The organism is Sphingomonas psychrotolerans, assembly GCF_002796605.1.
In the GTDB taxonomy this organism is placed as follows: Bacteria; Pseudomonadota; Alphaproteobacteria; order Sphingomonadales; family Sphingomonadaceae; genus Sphingomonas; species Sphingomonas psychrotolerans.
Map to the genome: position 1 here is coordinate 3,509,999 of NZ_CP024923.1, position 21,575 is coordinate 3,531,573.

18 protein-coding genes are annotated in these 21,575 nt (G+C 67.0%); 9 read left to right on the top strand and 9 right to left on the bottom strand.

Going from position 1 to position 21,575, the window contains the following annotated elements; genetic code table 11:
* Positions 1 to 3 precede the first annotated feature (3 nt).
* On the top strand, positions 4 to 291 hold the full coding sequence (locus tag CVN68_RS16025; protein WP_100283085.1) for a 4a-hydroxytetrahydrobiopterin dehydratase: 288 nt from the start codon (positions 4 to 6) through the stop codon (positions 289 to 291).
* On the opposite strand, the gene CVN68_RS16030 is transcribed toward CVN68_RS16025, so the two are convergent.
* Positions 288 to 1,079, bottom strand: coding sequence for an SDR family oxidoreductase (locus tag CVN68_RS16030; protein WP_100283086.1), 792 nt, complete (start codon positions 1,077 to 1,079; stop codon positions 288 to 290). The two genes, CVN68_RS16025 and CVN68_RS16030, sit on opposite strands and share 4 nt — an antisense overlap.
* 51 nt (positions 1,080 to 1,130) lie before the next feature.
* On the opposite strand from CVN68_RS16030, the gene CVN68_RS16035 reads away from it, so the two are divergent.
* The 4 genes from CVN68_RS16035 to CVN68_RS16050 all read left to right on the top strand — a co-directional run bounded on the left by CVN68_RS16035 (position 1,131) and on the right by CVN68_RS16050 (position 7,120).
* Positions 1,131 to 1,898, top strand: a complete 768-nt coding sequence (locus tag CVN68_RS16035; RefSeq protein ID WP_100283087.1) for an ATP-binding cassette domain-containing protein — start codon at positions 1,131 to 1,133, stop codon at positions 1,896 to 1,898.
* 145 nt (positions 1,899 to 2,043) lie between these two features.
* Entirely contained in the window at positions 2,044 to 3,567 is a 1,524-nt protein-coding gene (locus tag CVN68_RS16040) for a glycine betaine ABC transporter substrate-binding protein (RefSeq protein WP_100283088.1), read from the top strand.
* Between the two features lie 44 nt (positions 3,568 to 3,611).
* On the top strand, positions 3,612 to 6,083 hold the full coding sequence (locus CVN68_RS16045; protein WP_100283089.1) for a glycoside hydrolase family 3 protein: 2,472 nt from the start codon (positions 3,612 to 3,614) through the stop codon (positions 6,081 to 6,083).
* Entirely contained in the window at positions 6,080 to 7,120 is a 1,041-nt protein-coding gene (locus tag CVN68_RS16050; protein ID WP_100283090.1) for an aldose epimerase family protein, read from the top strand. Before CVN68_RS16045 ends, CVN68_RS16050 begins: the two co-directional genes overlap by 4 nt.
* 44 nt (positions 7,121 to 7,164) lie before the next feature.
* On the opposite strand, the gene CVN68_RS16055 is transcribed toward CVN68_RS16050, so the two are convergent.
* From CVN68_RS16055 to CVN68_RS16065, 3 genes are all read right to left on the bottom strand, one after another.
* A complete protein-coding gene (locus CVN68_RS16055) occupies positions 7,165 to 7,587 on the bottom strand; it encodes a nuclear transport factor 2 family protein (RefSeq protein ID WP_100283091.1) in 423 nt (140 codons plus the stop codon).
* 95 nt (positions 7,588 to 7,682) lie between these two features.
* Positions 7,683 to 9,257 (bottom strand): aldehyde dehydrogenase (NADP(+)), encoded by a 1,575-nt coding sequence (locus tag CVN68_RS16060; protein ID WP_100283092.1) that lies wholly within the window; start codon positions 9,255 to 9,257, stop codon positions 7,683 to 7,685.
* 89 nt (positions 9,258 to 9,346) lie between these two features.
* On the bottom strand, positions 9,347 to 10,144 hold the full coding sequence (locus CVN68_RS16065; RefSeq protein WP_100283093.1) for a FadR/GntR family transcriptional regulator: 798 nt from the start codon (positions 10,142 to 10,144) through the stop codon (positions 9,347 to 9,349).
* A 371-nt stretch (positions 10,145 to 10,515) separates the two neighbouring features.
* Here CVN68_RS16065 and CVN68_RS16070 point away from each other — a divergent pair, with 371 nt between their 5' ends.
* Positions 10,516 to 13,740 carry an autotransporter domain-containing protein gene (locus tag CVN68_RS16070; protein ID WP_158298916.1) on the top strand — a complete coding sequence of 1,075 codons (3,225 nt, stop codon included), beginning with the start codon at positions 10,516 to 10,518 and terminating at the stop codon, positions 13,738 to 13,740.
* A gap of 43 nt (positions 13,741 to 13,783) precedes the next feature.
* On the opposite strand, the gene CVN68_RS16075 is transcribed toward CVN68_RS16070, so the two are convergent.
* Entirely contained in the window at positions 13,784 to 14,176 is a 393-nt protein-coding gene (locus tag CVN68_RS16075) for a group III truncated hemoglobin (RefSeq protein WP_100283095.1), read from the bottom strand.
* Between the two features lie 181 nt (positions 14,177 to 14,357).
* On the opposite strand from CVN68_RS16075, the gene CVN68_RS16080 reads away from it, so the two are divergent.
* Positions 14,358 to 14,822, top strand: coding sequence for a hypothetical protein (locus tag CVN68_RS16080; RefSeq protein WP_100283096.1), 465 nt, complete (start codon positions 14,358 to 14,360; stop codon positions 14,820 to 14,822).
* Here the strand turns inward: CVN68_RS16080 and CVN68_RS16085 are convergent.
* From CVN68_RS16085 to CVN68_RS16095, 3 genes are read right to left on the bottom strand one after another with little or no spacing between them, the layout of a single operon-like run.
* Positions 14,797 to 15,264, bottom strand: a complete 468-nt coding sequence (locus tag CVN68_RS16085; protein WP_100283097.1) for an anthrone oxygenase family protein — start codon at positions 15,262 to 15,264, stop codon at positions 14,797 to 14,799. The genes CVN68_RS16080 and CVN68_RS16085 overlap by 26 nt on opposite strands.
* Before the next feature lies 1 nt (position 15,265).
* Positions 15,266 to 16,147: a TolB family protein gene (locus CVN68_RS16090; RefSeq protein WP_100283098.1), complete on the bottom strand. Its 882-nt coding sequence runs from the start codon at positions 16,145 to 16,147 to the stop codon at positions 15,266 to 15,268.
* Positions 16,144 to 17,196: a hypothetical protein gene (locus tag CVN68_RS16095; protein WP_100283099.1), complete on the bottom strand. Its 1,053-nt coding sequence runs from the start codon at positions 17,194 to 17,196 to the stop codon at positions 16,144 to 16,146. Before CVN68_RS16095 ends, CVN68_RS16090 begins: the two co-directional genes overlap by 4 nt.
* A 97-nt stretch (positions 17,197 to 17,293) precedes the next feature.
* Between CVN68_RS16095 and CVN68_RS16100 the strand changes: the two genes are divergently transcribed.
* Positions 17,294 to 18,214 (top strand): LysR substrate-binding domain-containing protein, encoded by a 921-nt coding sequence (locus CVN68_RS16100; RefSeq protein WP_100283100.1) that lies wholly within the window; start codon positions 17,294 to 17,296, stop codon positions 18,212 to 18,214.
* Entirely contained in the window at positions 18,214 to 18,417 is a 204-nt protein-coding gene (locus CVN68_RS16105) for a putative signal transducing protein (protein ID WP_100283101.1), read from the top strand. Before CVN68_RS16100 ends, CVN68_RS16105 begins: the two co-directional genes overlap by 1 nt.
* Here the strand turns inward: CVN68_RS16105 and CVN68_RS16110 are convergent.
* Positions 18,414 to 21,482, bottom strand: coding sequence for a glycoside hydrolase family 2 protein (locus tag CVN68_RS16110; protein WP_100283102.1), 3,069 nt, complete (start codon positions 21,480 to 21,482; stop codon positions 18,414 to 18,416). The genes CVN68_RS16105 and CVN68_RS16110 overlap by 4 nt on opposite strands.
* Positions 21,483 to 21,575: the final 93 nt, after the last annotated feature.

Genomic DNA, 21,575 nt, shown 5'->3' on the forward strand with positions numbered 1-21,575 from the left:
ATCATGGTGGCACGGCTGACCGAGGGGCACAGGCGCGAGTCGCTTGCTGCGATCCCGGACTGGAATTGGGACGAAGCCCGCGACGCGATCACGCGGCGCGTCACCTTCAAGGATTTCAACGAGGCGTTTGGTTTCATGGCGCGTGTCGCGCTGATCGCCGAGAAGGCCGACCACCATCCCGAATGGTCGAACGTGTGGAACCGGGTGGAAATCTTGCTCACCACCCACGACGCCGGTGGCCTTTCCCAGCGCGACATCGTGATGGCGCAGGCGATTGACGCGTTGCTCTAGCGAATCGCGCCGCGCCGCATTTGCTTGCGCAGCGCCCCCGGCATCCAGCGTGCCGCGAAGGCGAGGCGGCGCGCGGTCTTGCCGATGATGATATGGACCTTGTCGCGCTGGATGCCGTTCCAGATCTCCTCGGCAACCTGATCGACCGGCGTGAACTCGAGCCCTGCGGCGCGCACCGAATCGCGCGCGGTGTGGTTGGTGCCCGAGACGTTCGAATCGAGCAAAGGCGTGTCGATGAAGCTCGGCATCACCACCCGCACCTTGATCCCGTCGGCGGCCCATTCGGCGTCGAGCGCTTCCGAAAGCCCACGGACCCCAAACTTGACCGCAGCATAAAGGCCGAGCCCGCTCGATCCGTAGATCGCGGCGGCGGACGCGGTGTTGACCAGTGCCGAGCCCGGGGTCGCCTTCAGCATGGGATAGGCCGCGCGCGCGCCGTTGATCACCCCGACCAGATTGATCCCGACGATGCGATCGATCTCGTCGTCGGTCGCCCCGGCGAGCGCTCCGCCGACGGCGATCCCGGCGTTGTTGAACAGCACGTCGAGCCGCCCGCCGCTGGCTTCGGTGAACGCCGCCAGTGCCTCGCGCCATTGGCCGCGGTCGCGCACGTCCACAACGTGGGTGGTCGCCATGCCGGCGGGAAGCATAGCCCGGGTCGCCGCGAGCCCGGCGGTGTTGATGTCGGCGAGTCCGACTCGCCATCCGCGCGCGGCGAACAGCTTCGCGACTGCCTGGCCGATTCCCGACGCCCCGCCGGTGATGAAGATCGCCTTCTCGCCTGCCATCCTGCCCCCCTGTTTTGACCTTTTGAACTTCATCCCGCACAAAAGTCGCCGATGCCAGAGCAAACGCGCAGCGTTACCTACAAAAATGTCAGCAAGGTCTATGCGGGCGGAGTGAAGGCCGTCGACGACGTGTCGCTGGAGATCGCCGGCGGCAGTTTCGTGGCGCTGGTCGGCGCCTCCGGATCGGGCAAGTCGACCTTGCTCAAGACAGTCAACCGGCTGATCGAACCGAGCGCGGGCGAAGTGCGGATCGGCGGCATGCCGGTAAGCGCGGAGCCGGCCCACCTGCTGCGTCGGCGGATCGGCTATGTCTTCCAGAATATCGGGCTCTTCCGGCATATGAGCGTGGCGCAGAACGTCGCGATCGGGCTGCGGCTGGCGGGCGAGCGCGACACGGCCGCACGGGTGGCGGAGCTGCTCGCATTGGTCGAACTCGCGCCGGAACTGGCGGAGCGCACACCCGATGCGCTGTCGGGTGGCCAGCGCCAGCGCGTCGGCGTGGCGCGCGCGCTCGCCTGCCGGCCCGGGCTGCTGCTGATGGACGAGCCGTTCGGCGCGCTCGACCCGGTGACCCGGGACGGACTCGGCAAGGCGATACGCGCGCTGCACGACCGGATGGCGCTCACCACGATCCTCGTCACCCACGACATGGTCGAGGCACTGCTCCTCGCCGATCGCGTGCTGGTAATGGCGGCGGGTCGGATCGTCGCGGACGGCACGCCGCGCGAATTGCTGTCGGGCAGGGCGGGCCCCGCGGCCGACGCACTGATCGCAGTGCCGCGCGAACAGGCGCACCGGCTGGCGGAGCTGGAGACGTGAGGGGGCTGTTCCAATTCCTCCCCCGGAGGGGGAGGGGGAGCGCGAAGCGGTGGAGGGGTAGTCTCCACAAGCCGCCGCGTTGCCTGCGGCTATTACCCCTTCACCAGCTTCGCTGGTCCCCCTCCCCCTCCGGGGGAGGATCAAGATGAGCCAAGCCTTCTCCCGCGTTCCCGAATTGCTCGCGCAGCATCTGCTGCTGGCCTTTTCAGCGCTGCTGCTCGGGTTGGTCGTCAGCCTGCCGCTGGCAGTGCTGTCGTCGCGCAACCGGTCGGTGGCGCGAGTCGCGCTCGGCTTCGCCAGCCTCGTCCAGACCATTCCGAGCCTCGCGCTGCTCGCATTGTTCTACCCGATCCTGTTGTGGCTCTCGGCACTGGTCGGCGGTGGCATCCCGGCGCTCGGCTTCCTGCCCTCGCTGCTCGCTTTGTCGCTCTATGCGCTGCTGCCTATCCTTCGGAACGGTGTCACCGGGCTGGCCAATATCGATCCCGCGGTGATCGAGGCGGCCGACGGCATGGGGATGACCCGAAACCAGAAATTGTGGCTGGTCGAGGCGCCTTTGGTGGCCCCGGTGCTGATGGCGGGCATCCGCACCGCCGCAGTTTGGACGATCGGCGCGGCGACGCTGTCGACCACGGTCGGCCAGCCGAGCCTCGGGGACCTGATCTTTGCGGGCTTGCAGACGCAGAACTGGACGCTGGTACTGGCCGGCTGCGTCGCTGCGGCAGTGCTGGCACTCGCAGTCGACGCTTTGCTCGGACTCGCCGAGCGCGGCATCGCCCGGCGCAAGCGCGGGCTGACCTGGGCCAGTCTCGCCACGCTCGCGATTGCCGCAATGGTGGCGCTGGCACCGGCATGGCCGGCGGCACGGGGCACGGTGACGGTGGGCGCCAAGGGCTTCTCCGAGCAATATATCCTCGCTCGACTGATCGGCCATCGGCTCGAGGCCGCAGGGTACCAGGTGCGGTACCGCGAGGGCCTCGGCTCGGCGGTCGCTTTCGGCGCGCTCACGACGGGCGATATCGATATCTATGTCGATTATTCGGGGACGATCTGGACCAACCAGATGCAACGCGCCGACGTTCCGCCGCGCGCGGCGATCGTCGCGGGTGTCGCCAAATGGGCGAAGGCGACGCACGGGGTGACCTTGCTCGGATCGCTGGGGTTCGAGAATGCCTATGCCTTCGCGATGCGCGGCGACGACGCGAAACGGCGCGGGATAACCAGCCTGAGCGATCTCGCGCTGCAAGCCCGGGACCTCGATTTCGCCACCGATATCGAGTTCCTCGAGCGCCCCGAATGGGCCGCGGTGCGCCGTGCCTATGGCCTGAGCTTCAAGTCGGCACGGCCCTATCAGCCGACCTTCATGTACCGCGCACTGGCGAGCGGCGAGGCCGATGTGATTCCGGCTTTCTCCTCGGATGGGCGCATCGCTGCCGATCGCCTCACCATCCTGCAGGATCCCAAGGGCGCGATCCCCGGCTATGACGCGATCCTGCTGCTCGCCCCCAAGCGTGCCGGCGACGCGCGGTTTCAGGCGGCGCTCCGCCCGCTGATCGGCGCGATTCCGGTCGAAAAAATGCGCGAGGCCAACTACCTGGTCGATCGCGATGCCGACAAGAAAAGCCCCGACGAAGCCGCGAAATGGCTGGCAAGTGGACTCAGGCGCTGAATTTGCGTTATCGCTAACACAAAGAACAAGACGGAGGAGATGAGATGCGGTCCGGAACGAAGCTGTTGCTTGCCACCACGATATTCTGGTCCGCGCCGGTTTTGGCGCAGCAGGCGCCGACAACGCTGTCTGGCGGACCCACCGTCGCCGACCCCGCCAAATGGCCCAAGGCCGCGAGCGAAGGGCTGATCGACACCGCCACCGAGAAGCGCGTCTCCGATCTGCTGGCGAAGATGACGCTCGAGCAGAAGGTCGGGCAGATGATCCAGGGCGACATCGCCAGCGTGAAGCCCGAGGATCTCCGGAAATATCCGCTCGGCTCGATCCTCGCAGGCGGCAATTCGCCGCCGCTATCGGGCAATGACCGCGCGCCGCAGGCCGATTGGGTCGCCACCGCGCGCGCCTTCCGCGCCGTCGCGATGGAGCCGCATCCGGGCAGCGTCACCATTCCGCTGATCTTCGGGGTCGATGCCGTCCACGGCAACAACAACGTCATCGGCGCGGTGATCTTCCCGCACAATATCGGGCTCGGCGCGGCGAACGATCCTGCGCTGATCCGCCGGCTCGGCGAAGCGACCGCCGCCGAGACCGCCGCCACGGGCCCCGACTGGGCGTTCGGGCCGACGCTCGCGGTGCCGCAGGACGATCGCTGGGGGCGCAGCTATGAAGGCTATTCGGAGGATCCGGCGATCGTCCGCTCTTTTGCCGGCGAGATGGTCCGCGGACTGCAGGGCGAACCGACCACCACCGGCCGCATCCAGAAGGGCAAGGTCGCCGCATCGGCCAAGCATTTCCTCGGCGACGGCGGCACCTTCAACGGCGTCGATCAGGGCGATACCCGGGTCAGCGAGGACGAGCTGATCGCGATCCATAGCGCCGGCTATCCAAACGCGGTCGAGGCCGGAGCGCTCACCGTGATGGCGTCGTACAACAGCTGGAACGGCGTGAAGATGCACGGCAACAAGTCGCTGCTCACCGATGTGCTCAAGGGCCGGATGGGCTTTCAGGGCTTCGTCGTCGGCGACTGGAACGGCCACGGCCAGATCCCGGGCTGCACCCCGACCGACTGCGCCGCGACCTTCAACGCCGGGCTCGACATGGCGATGGCGCCCGACAGCTGGAAGGGCCTGTTCGATTCGACGGTGAAGCACGTCAAGGCCGGCACGATCCCGATGGCGCGCGTCGACGATGCGGTGCGCCGCATCCTGCGCGTCAAGGTCAAGCTCGGGCTGTTCGATCCCGCCCGCCCGCTCGAAGGCAAGGCCGGGGTGCTCGGCAGTCCCGAGCATCGCGCCATTGCGCGCGAGGCCGCGGCCAAATCGCTCGTCCTGCTCAAGAACAATGGCGTGCTGCCGGTCAAGGCGAGCGCGAAGGTGCTCGTCACCGGCCCGGGCGCCGACTCGATGGGAATGCAGACCGGCGGCTGGACTTTGAGCTGGCAGGGCGACGGCAACGGCAACGAGCTGTTCCCCAATGGCGAGACGATCTTCGCCGGGGTGAAGAAGGCAGTCGAGGCCGCGGGCGGCACCGCGACGCTCTCGCCCGACGGCACTTTCACGGCACAGCCCGATGTCGCGATCGTGGTGTTCGGCGAGCAGCCTTATGCCGAGATGCGCGGCGACGTCCGCACGCTCGAGTTCCAGCCCGGCGACAAGCAGGCGCTGGGGCTGCTCAAGAAGCTCAAGAACGCCGGGGTGCCGGTGGTGTCGGTATTCCTCTCGGGCCGCCCGCTGTGGACCAATCCCGAGATCAACGCCTCCGACGCCTTCGTCGCGGCGTGGCTCCCGGGCAGCGAAGGCGGCGGCGTCGCCGATGTGCTGGTCGGCGACGCCGCCGGCAAGCCGCGCACCGACTTCAAGGGGCGTCTGTCGTTCAGCTGGCCGAAGACTGCGGGGCAGTTCACGCTCAACAAGGGCAAGCCGGGCTACGACCCGCTGTTTCCCCTCGGCTATGGCCTGACCTATGCCAAAGGCGGCGCGGTGCCGGCACTCAGCGAGGAGGCTGGCATCGACCCGTCGCTCGGCAATACCAGCACCTATTTCGCGAAGGGGGTGACGCCCGCGCCGTTCTCGTTCGCGACCGACAGCCGCATTACGCGGACGACGGTCGATGGTCCGCAGACGCAGGAAGGCGCGCAGCAGCTCGTCTGGCCCAGCGGCCCGGCGACGCTGCGGATCGGCGGCGGCGATCTCGACTTGAGCCGCGAGGCGAACGGCGATCTGTCGCTCCAGATCAGCTACCGGGTCGACCGCGCGCCGGCGGGCAAGGTGCGGCTGTCGATGGAAGGCGGCACCAACAAGGGCAGCATCGACGCGACCAGCCTGTTCACCGGCCAGACGGGAACGTGGCGCAACGCAAAGGTCTTCCTCAAATGCTATCAGCAGAACGGCGTCGATCTTGCCAAGGTCCTCGTGCCGCTGGTGATCGAGGCGAGCGGTCCGTTCGGGTTGAGCATCGCCGATGTGCGGATCGTCTCCGATCCCAACAACTCGGTCTGCCCAGGTGCCAAACCGTGAGCAAAAGCGCGACGATCGAGACGGTGACGATCGCCCGCGGCGACCATCGCGCCGAGCTGCTGACGCTCGGCGCGACGCTGCGCCGGCTCCAGGTGCCCGGACGCGATGGCCGCCGCGCCAATGTCGTGCTCGGCTATCGCGACCTCGAAGAGTATCGCGCGCGTGCGCGTTTCTATGGCGCCACCGCCGGGCGCTACGCCAACCGGATCGGCGGCGCGCGCTTCACCCTCGACGGCGTCGAATATCGGCTGCCGGCGAACAATGGGGCGAACAACTTGCATTCGGGGCCGGGCGGCTTCGATCTGCAGGATTGGACAATCGAGGCGCGCGACGCGCATTCGGTGACCTTCGCGCTGCTGAGTCCGCATCTCCACAATGGCTTTCCGGGCAATCTTCACGTCCGGGTCCGCTATGCGATCGAGCCGGACGGACTATCGATCGGTTTCCGCGCCACCGCTGACCGCGTGACGGTGGTCAATCTGACCAACCATGCGTATTTCAATCTCGCCGGCGAGAGCAGCGGCACGACGATCCTCGATCACCTGTTGCAGATCCCGGCGAGCCAGATCACCCCGGTCGGCGCTGGGCTGATCCCGACCGGCGAATACAAGTCGGTGGAGGGAACGCCGTTCGACTTCCGCATCCCCAAGCCGGTGGGTCGCGATATTGAGGCCGCCGACCCCCAACTCGCGCTCGGCCACGGCTATGACCATAATTTCGTACTGGTTGGCGCCGCGGGTACGATCCGGCGGATCGCGACCTTGTTCGATCCCGCCTCCGGCCGGGTGATGGACGTGCATTCGACCGAGCCGGGCGTGCAGCTCTACACCGCCAACCATATCGCGAACGGCGCACCGGGGACCGGCGGCGGCATTTATCCGGCGCGCGGCGGACTATGTCTCGAGCCGCAGAAATTCCCCGACACCCCGAACAAGCCGAACTTTCCTTCGGCACGGCTCGATCCGGGGGAGGAATATCGCCACGATATGGCGTTCCGGTTCCGGACGGCGGAGGACCTGGCGGGGGCGTTTGAGTAGATTGCAGGGCACCGCGGAGGGGTACGGAATTCCTGACCCGGCGCCTACCGCGTCTTACGCTCCACGTTGAAGATCTTGTTGACGATATGCCATTCACCCTCGGCTTTCACTAGCGACAGATAGTCGGTGAAGCGCACGTTGGGATAATCGAGGACCACCTTGGCCATCGCGGCGTTGCCGGTAACGTCGAGGCTCTCGATCGTGCGGCGGCGCCGGGCCTCGTCCGCCGCAGGTTTGCCAGGAGCGCCGGCGATATAATCGGCACTGGTCCGTTCGGCGAAAGCGCCGTCCTTGTTCCAGTAGAGCATCGCCTTGGGATAAAAGGCCGCGCGAAATTCGTCGGCGCTGCCGGTGGCGTGGCCGGCGAGATAATGGTTTACCGCAGCGCGGGCGCCTGCCTCGTCCTTTTCCTGCGCCGCGGCCGGAACGGCGATCACAAGTTCGGCAAGCAACAACAAGCTACGCATGGGCTGATCTCCTCGCGATTGAGGAGCGCAGGCTAATACGTCCGACCGACGGCGCAACGATGGATGGGTCCAACGTCGCGCCGGCGGGCTGAACGTCAGAGCGTCGGCTTGCCGTCGACGCGGCGCGGGATGCCGGCCTCACCGTCGCGCAGCTCGGCGGGGAGCAGCGCCGCGGGCAGATCCTGATAGGCTACCGGGCGCAGGAAGCGCTCGATCGCCAAGGTGCCCACCGAAGTGCTGCGGCCGTCCGAAGTCGACGGGAAGGGTCCACCATGGACCTGTGCGTCGGTCACTTCGACGCCGGTCGGCCAGCCATTGGCTAGGATGCGGCCCGCGAGCCGTTCGAGCACCGGCAGCAACTGCTGTGCCAGCGCGGTGTCGTCCTCGGCGAGGTGCAACGTCGCGGTGAGCTGGCCTTCGAGCAGTTTCACTACCTCGATCAGCTCTTCGATGCTCGCGCAGCGCACCAGCAAGGATGCCGCGCCGAACACTTCCTCGGCATGGCTGGGATCGGCGATGAAGTCGGCGCCTGTCATCGTGAACAGCGCGCCGCGGCCAGAGGTTGGTCCGCTGGGTTCCTGCCCTTCGGCGAGCAGCTTGAGCGCGGGCGCCGAGGCCCAGCGTGCCACGCCGCTGGTATAGGCCTTGTGGATGCCGGGGGTGAGCATCACCTGCGAGGGCGCGCCGCACATCGCGTCCGATGCCGCAGTCACGAAGCGATCGAGATCGGGGCCTTCGAGCGCGAGCACGAGGCCGGGATTGGTGCAGAACTGGCCCGCGCCCATGGTCAGCGAGGCGATGAAGCCCGTGCCCAGTGCCTCCGCCTTGGCAGTGAGCGCGCCCGGCAGCAGGAAGACCGGGTTGATGCTGCTCATTTCGGCATAGACGGGGATCGGCACCGGGCGGTTCTGCGCGAGCTTCATCAGCGCCGTGCCGCCGCCGCGCGAGCCGGTGAAGCCGACCGCCTTGATCCGCGGATCGGTGACCAGAGCCGACCCGACCGAATTGCCCGCGCCGTTGATCAGCGAGAACACGCCTTGGGGCATCCCGGTCTTTTCAGCCGCCCGCGTGATCGCGCCGGCGACGAGCTCGGAGGTGCCGGGATGCGCCGAGTGACCCTTGACGATGACCGGGCACCCTGCGGCCAGCGCCGCTGCGGTGTCGCCGCCGGCGACCGAGAAAGCGAGCGGGAAGTTGCTCGCCCCGAACACCGTCACCGGGCCGAGTGGCACCATGCGCAGGCGCAGGTCGGGTTTGGGCGCCGGCGCGCGGTCGGGGATGGCGTGATCGATGCGGGCGCGCAGATAGTCGCCGAGCCGCAGCTCCTTCGCGAACAACCGGAGCTGGCCCGCGGTGCGCCCGCGTTCGCCAGTCAGTCGTGCCTGGGGCAGGCCGCTTTCCTGCATCGCGCGCTCGACCAGCTCGTCGCCGAGCGCCTCGATTTCTTCGGCGATCGCCTCTAGGAATTTGGCGCGCTCCTCGCGCGGTAAATTGGCATAGATCGGAAAGGCGGCCTCGGCGGCGGCGGCGGCGGTCTCGACGTCGTCGGTGGTGGCGATGCTGAAGCTCGGCTCGATCTCCGCCCCGGTCGCGGCCGCGACCGCCCGGAAGCCTGGTCCGTCCCTGCGCACGCGCTTCGATGCGACAAACAATTCCCCGGTCAGCGGCATGCGAACTCTCCGATGTGACTAAATGAAGTTAGCGGTAACAATGTATACGGAAGGATTTAAGCACGCCGACGCCGTGGTTCAACCCGAGCTTAGCAGCAAACTGCGACCCGCCCCCGCTCGGAGCTCGGATCGCGCGCCTCCATCGTGTCGGTCAGCCCACGCTCGACCAGCCGCGCCATCGCGTCGTGTGCGCCTTGCGCATCCTGCGCCTCGATCGCCGCATATACCGCGAGGTGGACCGGCAGCGCGTCGTGCGGTGCGGGAAGCCGGTGCTGCTTGAAGGCCGTGGTGATCGCGATCGCCGCGGCGACGCCGCTGGTCAGCGAGATGATGAAGTCGTTGGCCGAGGCCTCGAGCAGTGCCGAGTGGAATTCCTCGTCGCGGCGCCGGCCGATCTCGGTGGCGAAGCCATGTTGCGCGACGCCGTCCAGCCCCGCCTTCATCCGCGCGAGCTGCTCGGGTGTGCGGCGTGCGGCGGCGAGGCGGGCGGCATCGGGCTCGACGATTCGGCGCAGCTCGAACAAATTGGCGATCAGTCCCTCGTCAGGCTCGCCGACGAAGATCCAGCCAAGCACGTCGGGATCGAGAAGGTGCCATTCCTTCCGGGGCGAGACCTGGGTGCCGATCTTGGGCCGCGAATTGACCAGCCCCTTGGCGGCGAGGATGCGGATCGCCTCGCGATAGGCAGTGCGCGAGACGTTGAACTGGCTGCTCGCGGCGATCTCGCCCTCAAGAATCTCGCCGGGCTTGAGCACCCCCGAGACGATACGGATGCCGAGCTCGCGCGCCACCGTGCCGTGCAGCCGCAGCGAACGCGGCCGCGGCGGGCGGCGGCGGACGCGCTTGGGCCTGGTATCGGGCTGCGGCTTGGGCTGGGCGGTGGCCATCGGCTCCTGGCTGCTGACATGTGGCGGCCGGGACCAACGACGTGGCGACCGGTGCCGCTCTCTAGCTTCATTTCCGCGACACATAAAGACCGTCGGCAGATCGCGCGATGCGTCGGCCGCGCCGCGGCAAGATGAAACTCCTCCAGCGAAGCAAGGCCTGCAATTGCTGCGCATGCGCGCAGAATATCGGAATGAAACATCCGAGAGGAACGAAAATTACAAAAGCGCTTTCAAGGTAAAATATCGCTGTTAACGTGGGAGTTGCGAGTCGCCGGGATTGTCGAATCCCGCTTGGGTTTCGTCGGTCCCGATTTGGGGGCGACGGCGGCTCGCGCCGAGGGCAGTCGTCCCCAACAGGGGAGTTAATGACTATGGCTTCGACACCGGCTCGCACGGCGCTTCGGCGCGTGCTGCAAGGGACGGCTGCGCTCGGCGCGATCACGCTGGCTACGCAAGCTTATGCGCAGGATGGACGGCCCACCGGGGTCGAGAACACGCCGGGGATCGTGATCCGCAACGATCTCAACCCCAACACGCTGCCGCCGACCGGGGTCCTCGATCCTGTCGACATCACCGGCGTGGGGCAAGTGACGGTGGATGCCGGCGGTGGTTCGGTCGGACTGTGCACGGGCACGCTGATCAACCCCCGCACGGTGATCTTCGCGGCGCATTGCGTGAACGACGCGGCCGCCAACAGCTATGGCAAGGCGAGCGGCGGCACCGGGATCAGCGTCGGCTTCAAGATGAACAATCTGCCCGCGATCCAGCAATGGCTCGGTGCCGGCAACTATGCCACCAACACCACCAACGCGCTCTACAATGTCGAGCAGGTCTGGTACGATCCGCGCTCAACCACGCCCAGCGCCAACAGCTTCCTCGAGGGTGACGTCGCGCTGGCGACGCTCGATGCGCCGGCGACCGGCATCCCCACCTGGACGATGCTGTTCTCGCCACTGACCGAGGAGACCCATGCAGTCATCACCGGCTATGGCAGCCGGGGCACCAGCGCGACCGGCGCGACAGGCATCGATTTCCGCCGCCGCGTTGCGGAGAACATGGTCTCGGTGCTCGGCTCGCTCGACGACCGCGACGACTGGTTGTTCGGCCCCGCGCCGGCCTCCAACCCGCAGAGCCTCTACATGCTCGATTTCGACAGCCCGGCGGGGCAGGCGGCGTACAACCCCGCCGCCGGCCGTTATGATTTCGACGTCTTCGACGGAGGCGCGTTGCCTCGCGAAGGTACCACCGCAGGAGGCGACTCGGGCGGACCGCTAATCGCCGATCAGGCGTTCAACAAGCCGGTGGTGATCGGCGTGCTCTCGGGCGGCTCGCGCTTTTTCGCCGGCCAGCCATTCTCGACCTACGGCACGCATAGCTTCTATCAGCCTTTGTTCCTGTTCTGGGACGCGATCGTCGCCAACAACAGCTACGTCTATGCCAGTGCCAAAGCAGGCGCCGCGGATTGGGATGATGCCAACCACTGGATCCAGGACATGGACCCCAACTACGCAATCACCGTCAATGGTCAGCTGGTCAACAGCCTGCCCGACACGCCCGCGCTGGGGGTGAGCGGCAGCACGGTCAAGTTCGGCTCGGTCTGTTTCCTCGACGACTGTACCGACCTCGCCGACGATCCAGAGGCGACGCCTTTCCCCACCGGCAGCGGCACGCCGATCTACATCGTCGGCGGACCGGGCACGACCAACTTCGTTCCCAACAACGTCGTCGCCAATCCGACGACCGGCGTGAAGGCGCGCTATTACGATGTGGCGCTTTCGGCGGCGGGCCTCACCAGCCTTGGCACCAACCGCACGATCGACCGGCTGACGGTGAGCGGATCGCACCTGTTCGATGTCCGCAATACCGGTCAGCTCAACGTTCTCACCGACTTTACCCAATGGTCGGGCTGGAGCAACATCGACGGCCTGCTGCGCTCGCGCGAGGCGCTGATCGCAACTGGCACGCTTACCGGCACGGGCACAATCGATCCGACCTATCTGACCGTCGGTGCAGCCACGGTCAGCCCCGGCGGCCCGGTCGCCGGCACGTTCACGGTGAAGGGCGATCTGATCCTCTCGTCGGGGGCGACGCTTGCGATCGATCTCGGCCAGTCGCTATGGGACAGGCTGGTCGTTCAAGGCGACACGCTGAATACGGGCATCGCGGCGCTCGGCGGCACCGTGGCGTTCACGCGCGGGCTGATGTCGACGACGCCGCGCGACGGCCAGAGCTTCGTGTTCCTCACTGCGACCGGCGGCGTCAACGGCACCTTCGCGAACGTGACGAGCAGCAGCCTCGGTTTGCTCCAGCCGCAGGTGACCTACGCCACCAACTCGGTGACGGTGACGCTCCAGGCCGGCTCGATGGCGGCGTTTCTGGGCAGGAACAGCGGGGTCGCGGGTACCTTCGCCAGCGCCCTCGATTCGTTGCGCGGCAAGCATTACAACAGTTTGTACAACCTCTTCGGTTCGGTCGACCTGATGGCGCCCGACCAGATGGCGTCGACGCTGCGTGGGCTCAATCCCGCGATCATGGGTGAATCGCGGGCGCTCCAGGAACGCCAGTCCATGGTGATGCTCAGCGCAGTGACGGATCGTCTCTCGATGCTCGGCACTGGCCAGATGGCCGGCAAGCTCAGCATCGTCGGCACGCCTGACGCGCTCGCCGGGCTGACCAGCATCGACCGGGGTGAAACCGCTGCGCGTTCCAGCACGGTGCGCTCGCTGCTGCCGGGAACGACCAGCATCGGCAATTTGCCCGAGAAGGTCTCGGGCTTCATCTCGGGCGGCTTCACCAACGGGAGCTCGGGCTATGGCGTGCGCGGCCAGACCAACGGCCAGCAAAGCTGGTACGTCGGCATGGGTCTCGAGATGGAAGTTGCGGACTACACCACCTTCGGCACCGCGGTCGGCTTCTCGGAGGGCACCAGCCGTCCTGGCGTCGACAGCGACGAGGCAGATACCCGCGTCTCGCAGATCGCGGTCTATGGCTCGCACCGGCTCGGCGGCGGCGCCTATCTCGCCGGGCTGGGGATGGCCGAGCAGACCCGCACGGGACTGCGCCGCGAGGCAAGCACGGGCGATCTGGCGTATCGGTTGGCCGGGAGTGCCAATATCAGCCGCTATGCCGCGCGTGCCGAGGCAGGCGTCAACGTGGTCGTGGGGCAGAAGCTGACCGTCACGCCACGTGTGTCGTTCGGCTATTCGGCCTTCGCCTATACGCCGTTCCGCGAAGGCGGCGGCGAACTGGCGCTGCAGGTCGACCGGATGAGCGCCTCGACCTTCGACGGTCGTGCCGGCGTCCAGTTCGCCGGATCGGCGAAGATGGGCAGCTGGACCTTCGTTCCACAGATGACGGCGGACTATGTCCGCACACTGGCTGGGGACCGCGGGTCGATGCTGGTACGCTTCGCCGCGGCGCCCGATGCGGCGATGCTGCTCCCGCTGATGAACGGCGATGTGGCCTATGGCGAGGTCCGCGGTGGCTTCCGCCTCGTCAACGGCCCGGTCGAGTTCGGTGCCGGGCTCGAAAGCCGGATCGGTCGCGCGCTGTATCGCGACGATCGCGCAGTGGTCGACGCGCGGTTCCGCTTCTGAACCGCAAGGCACGGCGCCGGGTGATCCCGGCGCCGTGTCGTTGCTAGCTCCGGACGCCCAGCGTGCGATTTCGATAGAAGTCGATACCGAGCATCAGGCTCTCGGCGATCCGCGCGGCCCTTTCTTGCATCGCAGCGGCGGCATCGGCCGGTAGAAGCGCGTCGGTGGTTTCGCGCCACAGTACCAGCCAACGTTCGAACATGGCGGGACTTATCTCGGCGGCATGCCGGGTGTGCGCCACCATCGGCTGACCCTTGTAACGCCCGGAGGTGAGCATCACCGAGGACCAGAAGGCCTGCAACGTCGCGAGATGGCCGGGCCAGTCGTGGATCGCGCCGTTGAAGATCGGCCCCAACATCTCGTCGGTGCGAACGCTGGCGTAGAAGGCTTCGACGACCCGGTTGAGATCGTCTTCCGTAAGCGCGGGCGAGGTCATGTCGATCCGTCTCGTGGCTGCGGCACACAGGTCCGCCGATCGGTGAGGCTGTCAGAGACCCTCCACCAGATGCGTCCAAGATGGGCGCGGGTAGCAGATGTTCAATGCTGGCGCCCCTGGACAAAACGTCTGGTGCGCCCTTGCCCGCAGGCGCACAATACCTGCGAAAAGCAGGAGGGGTATGCAGGGAAAGCCGATCGCCATTGCGACTTTGGTCGCTGGCACACTCGATATCGCATCTGCGATCCTCCTCACCTTGCTTGGCGGCAAATCGGTGATGGCGATGCTGCAAGGGGTCGCCTCGGGGCCGTTCGGCGCATGGCCGCGCGCGAACGACTGGCTCGGCGCCGCGGCCGGGCTCGCGGTGCATTTCGCGATCACGGCGGTGATGGCCGGGGTCTTCGCCGCGCTCGCACCCCGGCTGCCGTGGCTGCGCGAGCGATGGCTGGTTTATGGCATCGGCTATGGCATGCTGCTCTATCTGGTGATGTACTGGATCGTGCTGCCGCTGCGCTTTGCCGGCGCCGGAGGCGCCTCGGCCGGGCTTGGAGGAATCCTGATCCCGCTCGCGATCCACATATTGCTCGTCGGCATTCCGATCGCGCGGATACTCGGCAAGTCTAGCGCGCCGCGATCGCCAGAATGAACAATGCGCTGGCGATCGCCGAGGCCAGCATGCGCACATGGTTCCACAATGCCCAGCGCCTGAGATAGTGCGGCCATAGCGCCGCGGCCTCCCGGGTGAGTGCGTTGTTGAGCGGTACGTTGAACGCCATCGTCACGCCGAACATGCCGATCGCATAGATCGCACCGCCAGAGAGCATCGCGGTCGCGCCAGCCTCGTCTCGATTGACCGCGCCGATCACTGCGAGAGCCAGACCCGCGAGAGTCGTGCCGAGGAAGAGCGGCATGAATAAGGACTGCAGAATCCGGGCGTTGATCGCGTTCATCGCCTGCGCCGCAGGGGCCGGGCCCAGCTGGTTGAGCGCCTGCAGTATGAAGGTCGAGAAGGCGAAATAAAGCCCCGCGATCAGCCCGCAGCCGATCGCAGAGAACCATAACAGGCCCGGCACGACGATCTTGCCCATGTCACCTACCCGAAGCTTTGGCCGCGATGCGATAGCGAATGCGATAGAGATCCATATCGCCGTCCTTTCCGCGTTGCGCGGAGAAGGTCAGCCAGTTGCGGTCCGACCAGTCGAGCATCGCGCCATAACTGTCCTGGTCGTTGTTGACCGCTGCCGGGAGCCGGGTCCCCGCGTCATAGCCATGACGGCCGGGTGCGGCGTGGAATAGTTCGACCCGGTCTTTGCGGAAGTCCGTCGCGCGGGCAAATATGATCGTCGTGCCGTCGCGCAGGAAGGTGGCGTCGAACTCGTTCGCCGCGCTGTTGACGGCGCCGGGCAGCCGCCCGGCCGCGGCGAAGCCCGAGCGGCTGCGGCGCGCAGTAAACAGGTCGTGCCCGCCCGCCCCGCCGCCGCGGTCACTCGAGAAGAGCAAGGTGCGTCCGTCCGGCGCCGGCATCGGCGCAAACTCATCGCCGGGGCTGTTGACGGCCGGTCCCAGATTGACGGCGAGGCCGAAGGCACCGGCGGTGACCGGCACGCGATAGATGTCGTCGCCGCCCGACCCTCCTGCGCGATCCGAGCAGAAATAGACGACTCGTCCGTCGGCCGAGAATGCAGGATCGAAGTCGCGCCCGGGGCTGTTGAACGACACAGGCGAGGGTGGCTGCCACCCGCCCTCGGTGCGGCGCGAAATCCAGATGTCGTAGCCGCCGGACCCGCCCGGACGTTCGCGACTGAACCACAAGGCCGACTTGCCATCGGGGCTGAGCGTCAGCCGGATCTCGGAATGCGCGGCCGAGGCGATACCGGGCGCGAATGGCTCGGCTGTGCCGACGATCTCGACCTGCAGCGGAACGCCGCCGGGGGCGAACGCGGCGAGCAAGGTCAGCAGACGAGGGATCATGAGCGGCGCATGAACTCGCTGATCCAGTTGGTCTCCCAACTTGCCCCGCCGTCGCCGGACATCGCCTGCTCCCAGCGCGCGCTGTGCGCGGTGATCGCCGACCAGCGGGTCCGGGTCCTTACCGGCCGGGTGTCGAGCAGGTCATCGCCCTCGAAGGTGCCGACGCCGCCCTCGAAGCGGCCGCGCACTGGTGCGGCGAAGTGCGTCGGGCCGCGGCCGTCGAGCCACCAGCTCAGCCAATCGCCGGTCTTGGGATCGAACGTGCGCAGCCCGATTCCGTTGTGCGCTCCGCCCGGCCGGTCGAAGCGGTTGCCACCGATATTGCCGCAGCCGCCGAGTATCGGGCGGTTAACCAAAGTGCCGGTGAAGATTTCCCAATCGCCGCTGCCGGCGAGCCGCCGGCGGAGGCGGCGATGCCGGACCGACCAGCTGCCATGGAGGAAATCGAAGTCGCGCGGGCGATCCGCGGTCATCGGCAGCGGCGTCGCGACAGGAGCGATCCGGGTGAAGAAATTCTCCCAGTTGATTTCCCAGCTCTTGCCGCCGTCGGTCGACATCGCCTGTTCCCAATGCGGCCGCGCGCTGTGAATATCGAGCCAGCGGAATCGCACGGTGACCGGGGTGCCTTTGAAGACATCGGGCCCGGCGAAGATGCCGGTGTCGCCGGCGAAGCCGCCGCGCACCGGCGGGTCGATCACGGTCGGGTAGCGCCCGTCCACCCACCAGATCGCCCATCGGGCGCTTTTCGGGTCCCAGGCGCGGACGGTCAGTCCACGATAGGTGCCGGTGGGGATGTCGACGATGTTGTCGTCGATCGTGGCGAGGCCGTCGAGCGCCAGCCACAATGCGCTCTTGCCGGTGAATTCCTGCCACTCGTTGTTGCCCGCCAGCCGCTCCTTGAGCCGGCGGTGCCATACGTCCCAATTGCCCACCAGCCAGTCCCAGTCGTGCTCGCGGGTCGCACGGGCATCCAGGGCGAGTGCCGGTCCCGAAGGCACGAGCGCCCCGGCGGCGATCCCGGCGATCAGCTCGCGTCGCGAAACCTGCATTTGCATCTGCCCACCTCGTCGCTCGTGCAGGCCGAGAAGATCGTGCGCGGATGCTTTTGGCTATGCGAAGCTTTAGGCAGGAGGGTAAGTCATACTTATGCTCGACCGGCCGCTCCCGTCGCTCGCCGCCATCCGCGCCTTCGAGGCGGCGGCGCGGCACGGCAGCTTCACCCGGGCCGGCACCGAGCTCGGCACGTCCTCGGCATCGGTCAGCTATCATGTTCGCCAGCTGGAGGCGCAATTGGGCGTCACTTTATTCTGTCGACACCCGCACCGGGTTGAACTGAGCGAGGCGGGCGCGCTGATTGCGGCCGAGGCGGAGAAAGCGTTCGCGGGACTGCGCGCCAGCTTTGCGCGCGCGGCGGAGATCGATGGAAACCGGCTGTCGCTGACTGCCTTGCCGACCTTCGGCACCAGCTGGCTGACGCCGCGGCTCGGCCGCTTTCGCGCGCTGCATCCCGACATCCAGGTCCAGCTCGACGTTTCGGACATCGCCGAGGATCTCGCCGCGGGGCGCTTCGATCTGGCCATCCGCAACGGCGATGGCGGCTGGCCGGGCTTGCGCACGATCGAGCTGTTCCCCAGCGTCTTCATGCCGCTGTGCGCGCCCGAGCTGAAGCCCGCGACGGCGGGAATCGAGGATCCGCGCACCCCGCTGGCAGTGCCGCTGCTCGGCCGGCCCGATTGGTGGGGGCAATGGTATCGGGCATTGGGCTGGGAGCAGGGTCCGCCGCCCTCGCGCTTCGGCACCAGCCTCGCCACCGAATATCTCGACGTCGCGGCGGCGCTGGCCGGGCACGGCGTGGTGATCGCCTCGCCGATCCTGTTCCGGGCGGAGATTGATGCCGGTCGGCTGGTCCCCGCGCACGACCGGGTGGTGTCGGCGGGGCGGTCCTTCTGGCTCGCTTACCCGATCGCGCGCCGGCACAGCCGCAAGATCGGGCTGTTTCGCGAATGGCTTTGCGCCGAAGCAGCCGCGGCGCGCGCGGCGGCAGCACATTTTATCGGAGACGCGTGATGGCGCTGGTGGAACTCGGCCGCTTCGATCGGCAGGAAGCCTATATCGTCCAGACCCGGCTCGAGAGCGAAGGCATCATGAGCTTCGTCTTCGATGCAGGCGCGAGCATCGCCGACGGCAGTTGGCTGCTCATCCCGGTGCGGGTGATGGTCGACGACGAGGATGTCGACGTGGCGCGGGGGCTGCTCGAGCGGCCGGATTAACGACCGGCGACGGGACCGTGAAAATCGGCCTCGACGATCCCGAGCCGCCAGCCCGGCGGCACCGCGTCGGCGCCGGTATCCCCCGCCTTGCGCGACGTGTCGAGCTCGACCACCTTGCCGAAAGCGTCGCGGTCCTCGACCGGCGCCATCTGGGTAATCCGCAGCACCCGGCCGGTGGCAGGGGCGAACGCCAGATGGGCATAGCCGAGCTGACGTTCGGTGGCGCCTTCCCACAATATTCGTCCGTCGAGTGTGATGCGCAGCGAATAGCTGCGCGAGCGCCAGCCGACGAGCTTGAGGTCGATCTCGCTCAGCGTCGCCTGCGTACCGAAATGATATTCGATCCACGCCGATTCGGGCCGGCCATCGCTGGTCCAGCGCGAGAGCTCGTTGTCGTCGGCGCTGCGCTGCGCCTCGTTAACATTCGAGCCGGCTGCGATCGATGCCGGCATCAGCGTCGTGCGGCTCGGCGTGAACGACGGACCCGAGGGTGTCGGGCCACGCGTCAGCAGCCCGGGCTGATGATCTTCAGGGAAGTCCGCTGAAAGCCCGCCGGCTGCGGGGCGTACGCGTATCGTCGGGATCGTCAACAGGGCAGGCTTGAGCCCCGCAGCGGTTGCCGTGACCCGCACGCGGCCGTCCTGCGTTCGGGCGCGCAGCAGCACGCGGTTGACCCCGGCTTCGACCGGCAGCTTGCGGGAGAGGACGTAATTGTCTTCTTCGCGCGCGGTGCCGGCATAATATGTGGTTTGGTCGGCGCCGGCGGGCTTGACAGGCTCGGCCGGCCCGGCGGCGACATCCGACCGTTGCCGGCCCGAGGAGTCTCCCTGCGCGATGCCGCCGCGCCATTCGGCCGGCCCATCGAGCGTGAACTGCACCAGATCACCGGCGGTCGGCACTCGCCGTCCTTTCGCGTCGACCACCTCAACATCGACCAGCGCGACGTCGGCGCCGTCCATCACGAACCCACGCGGCGAGACATGCGGGGTCAGTCGCAGCGCTGTCGCCGGCCCGACGGTTTCGAGGCGATGTTCGGATGTTCGCCCATCGGCGTACGTTGCCACTGCGCGCAGCGTCCCCGGTGCCCAGGCGACTTGCTTCCAGCCGAACAGAAAGCCGCTGCTCCGCACGCCTTTGCCGAGCGATTTTCCGTTGACGAACAGCTCGACGCTTTCGCCGTTCGAGACCACGGTCATGTCCTTGCGCGCACCGGGGGCATAGTTCCAATGGCCGATGATGTGCGTCGCCGGAGTGACGCTGTCGACCCAGTCGCTCCACATCACCTTGTGCGCGAAGAACCCGGCCTTGGGCAGCCGCATCGCGTCGACTTCGCCCGAGCGGCGGTAATTATTGTCGCCGCGATAATGCGTATTCGAATCCGAGAAGATGATGTTGACGCCGCCCGAGCTGACTCGCTTCCCCGTGCCCGGCCGCACCCGATAATAGTCCCACCAGCGCTTGACGTCCTCGATCGCATGGCTGTCCTGGTTGCGGTTATAGTCGGGCGAATCCTTGTGAAACGGCGGAGTCAGCTCGTCCTGATAGAGCCGCGCGCCTTCGTCGCGCGAATATTCCATCGCCCATACGGGCTTGGTGCCGCTCTTGTTGATGTAGAGCATCTCGCCGCCGTATTCGGCTTGCCTGCTGTCGAGCATCTCGCGCGATCCGATCGCGCGGCCGCCATGCGGGTCGAAGCGATCGCGGATTGCCTTCAGTTCGGCCATGTGCGCCTCGCTGATATTCTCGTTGCCGCCTTCGTAGAACAGGATCGACGGATTGTTGCGGTTATAGACGATCGCCGCCTGCATCGCTTCCTTACGCTGCTCCCAGCGCCGGCCGGTGACGTCGCTCTCGGCGTCGCCCGCCGGCATCGCCTGGATCAGCCCGGCCCGATCGGCGGATTCCACGTCCTGCTTCGAGGGCGCGATGTGCATCCAGCGCACCAGGTTGCCGCCGCTCTCCACCATCAGGGCATTCGAGAAGTCGCTCAGCCAGGGCGGGATCGACACGCCCAGCGCGGGCCATTCGTTCGACGTCCGCTGCGCATAGCCATGCATCTGGATCACGCGGCCGTTGAGCGTCACCATACCCTCGGCGAACTGCGTCTGGCGGAAGCCGGTGCGGGTATCGACGCTGTCGATCGGCCGACCATTCTCGGTGAGACTAGTGGTCACCGTGTAGAGATAGCCATAACCCCAGCTCCAGAAATGGAGCCCCGCCACTCGGTCCGCCACGGCGAGCGTCCGGGTCTCGCCGGGAGCCAGCGTCGCCTCGCCGCCGTCGAGTCGCGCGACCAGGCGGGCGTTGCGGTCGCGGATCTCGACGCGATAGCCGATCCGCCGCGGCACCGCGCCGGCGTTGCGAACCTCGGTCTCGGCATGGATCGTCGCGGCGCGACGTGCGAGATCGAAACCGTCCGCCCAGACGTATTGGCCACTGGTGCCCAGCCCGGGCTGGAGCGGCAGGGTCTGATAGACCGGCCCGGTAAGATGCAGCCGCACGTTGCGAGTGATGCCGCCGTAATTGACGTTGAAATTGTCGTTGTTCCACTGGAAGCCGCTGCCGGTCGCGCGTTCCTTGTATTTCCAGTCATTGTCGACGCGCACCGCTATCAGATTCGCGCCGGGCTTGAGTGCCGGGCTGATATCCGCTCCAAACGCGCTCACGCCGTTCTCGGACAAGGCAACCCACTGGCCGTTGACCCAGATTTCGGCGGCCTGCCGCACCCCCTCGAATTCGAGGAACGCCCGTCCGCTTTCCTGCCGCGCCGGCAAGACGATGCGCTTGCGATACCAGATGATGCCCGTCGACAGCTTCTTGATGTCGCGGGCGAAGGCTTCCTTCTCGTTGAAGGCGTGGGGCAATGTCACGGCGCGCCATGCGCGGTCGTCATAGTCGTTCTGCTCGGCGCCCGCTTGTTCGCCGACAGCCATGCGCCAGCCCGGGTTGAGGTTCCACGTGGTGCGCGGGGAAGCCACCGCAGTGGACGCGTCATGCGCAATCGCGGGGCTGGCCCCCCCGGGCACTGCCAGCGCGGCCGCAAGCCGGATCAGACCTTCTCTCAAGGAAACCTCACTCGGGCGTCATCCACGATGACGGGCATTCCACCATTTGGCACCAGCTTATGAGATATGGGCTAAAAATGGTCAAGCCATTCC